This window comes from Photobacterium sp. NCIMB 13483 (assembly GCF_003025475.1).
GTDB lineage: Bacteria > Pseudomonadota > Gammaproteobacteria > Enterobacterales > Vibrionaceae > Photobacterium > Photobacterium piscicola.
The window spans coordinates 1-2,566 of record NZ_PYLV01000050.1 but is presented as its reverse complement, the minus strand read 5'-3'; the positions used below and the strand labels follow the sequence as shown (position 1 = coordinate 2,566).

The 2,566-nt window shown below is 51.2% G+C and carries 1 rRNA gene; it reads right to left on the bottom strand.

What is annotated here, in order from left to right:
• Positions 1-19: 19 nt before the first annotated feature.
• Positions 20-2,566 (bottom strand): 23S ribosomal RNA (locus tag C9I86_RS19680); the annotation flags it as partial.

Here is a 2,566-nt window from a genome sequence, read left to right as displayed (position 1 = left end):
AAAACCCCTTGGGTGTTGTATGGTTAAGCCTCACGGGCAATTAGTATCAGTTAGCTCAATGCCTCGCAGCACTTACACACCTGACCTATCAACGTTGTAGTCTTCAACAACCCTTTAGAGACCTTAAAGGTCTAGGGATGACTCATCTTGAGGCTCGCTTCCCGCTTAGATGCTTTCAGCGGTTATCGATTCCGAACTTAGCTACCGGGCAATGCATCTGGCGATACAACCCGAACACCAGCGGTTCGTCCACTCCGGTCCTCTCGTACTAGGAGCAGCCCCTCTCAATCATCCAACGCCCACGGCAGATAGGGACCGAACTGTCTCACGACGTTCTAAACCCAGCTCGCGTACCACTTTAAATGGCGAACAGCCATACCCTTGGGACCGACTTCAGCCCCAGGATGTGATGAGCCGACATCGAGGTGCCAAACACCGCCGTCGATATGAACTCTTGGGCGGTATCAGCCTGTTATCCCCGGAGTACCTTTTATCCGTTGAGCGATGGCCCTTCCATTCAGAACCACCGGATCACTATGACCTGCTTTCGCACCTGCTCGAATTGTCATTCTCGCAGTCAAGCGGGCTTATGCCATTGCACTAACCTCACGATGTCCGACCGTGATTAGCCCACCTTCGTGCTCCTCCGTTACTCTTTGGGAGGAGACCGCCCCAGTCAAACTACCCACCAGGCACTGTCCGTAACCCCGATAAGGGGTCAACGTTAGAACATCAAGCATACAAGGGTGGTATTTCAAGATTGACTCCACAACCACTGGCGCGGTTGCTTCAACGTCTCCCACCTATCCTACACATGTAGGGTCAATGTTCAGTGCCAAGCTATAGTAAAGGTTCACGGGGTCTTTCCGTCTAGCCGCGGGTACACAGCATCTTCACTGCGATTTCAATTTCACTGAGTCTCGGGTGGAGACAGCGTGGCCATCATTACGCCATTCGTGCAGGTCGGAACTTACCCGACAAGGAATTTCGCTACCTTAGGACCGTTATAGTTACGGCCGCCGTTTACCGGGGCTTCGATCAAGAGCTTCGACCGAAGTCTAACCCCATCAATTAACCTTCCGGCACCGGGCAGGCGTCACACCGTATACGTCATCTTTCGATTTTGCACAGTGCTGTGTTTTTAATAAACAGTTGCAGCCACCTGGTATCTGCGACTCCCGGCAGCTTAGAGAGCAAGTCTCATCACCGCTAGGAGCGTACCTTCTCCCGAAGTTACGGTACCATTTTGCCTAGTTCCTTCACCCGAGTTCTCTCAAGCGCCTTGGTATTCTCTACCTGATCACCTGTGTCGGTTTGGGGTACGATTTCTTATAATCTGAAGCTTAGAAGCTTTTCCCGGAAGCATGGCATCAATGACTTCACTACCGTAGTAGCTCGACATCGTATCTCAGCCTTAAGATGAACCGGATTTGCCTAATTCATCAGCCTACATACTTGGACCTGGACAACCGTCGCCAGGCTCACCTAGCCTTCTCCGTCCCTCCATCGCAATTATAAGAAGTACGGGAATATTAACCCGTTTCCCATCGACTACGCCTTTCGGCCTCGCCTTAGGGGTCGACTTACCCTGCCCCGATTAACGTTGGACAGGAACCCTTGATCTTCCGGCGAGGGAGTTTTTCACTCCCTTTATCGTTACTCATGTCAGCATTCGCACTTCTGATACCTCCAGCACACTTTACAATGCACCTTCAACGGCTTACAGAACGCTCCCCTACCCAATATGAACAAGTTCATATTGCCGCAGCTTCGGTGTATAGCTTAGCCCCGTTAAATCTTCCGCGCAGGCCGACTCGACCAGTGAGCTATTACGCTTTCTTTAAATGATGGCTGCTTCTAAGCCAACATCCTGGCTGTCTGAGCCTTCCCACATCGTTTCCCACTTAGCTATAACTTTGGGACCTTAGCTGGCGGTCTGGGTTGTTTCCCTCTTCACGACGGACGTTAGCACCCGCCGTGTGTCTCCCGGATAGTACTTACTGGTATTCGGAGTTTGCAAAGGGTTGGTAAGTCGGGATGACCCCCTAGCCTTAACAGTGCTCTACCCCCAGTAGTATTCGTCCGAGGCGCTACCTAAATAGCTTTCGGGGAGAACCAGCTATCTCCGAGTTTGATTGGCCTTTCACCCCTAGCCACAAGTCATCCGCTAATTTTTCAACATTAGTCGGTTCGGTCCTCCAGTAAGTGTTACCTCACCTTCAACCTGCCCATGGCTAGATCACTCGGTTTCGGGTCTAATCCTAGCAACTATGACGCCCAGTTAAGACTCGGTTTCCCTACGGCTCCCCTAAACGGTTAACCTTGCTACTAAAATTAAGTCGCTGACCCATTATACAAAAGGTACGCAGTCACCCAACAAGTGGGCTCCTACTGCTTGTACGTACACGGTTTCAGGTTCTATTTCACTCCCCTCACAGGGGTTCTTTTCGCCTTTCCCTCACGGTACTGGTTCACTATCGGTCAGTCAGGAGTATTTAGCCTTGGAGGATGGTCCCCCCATGTTCAAACAGGATATCACGTGTCCCGTCCTACTCGATTTCACTAA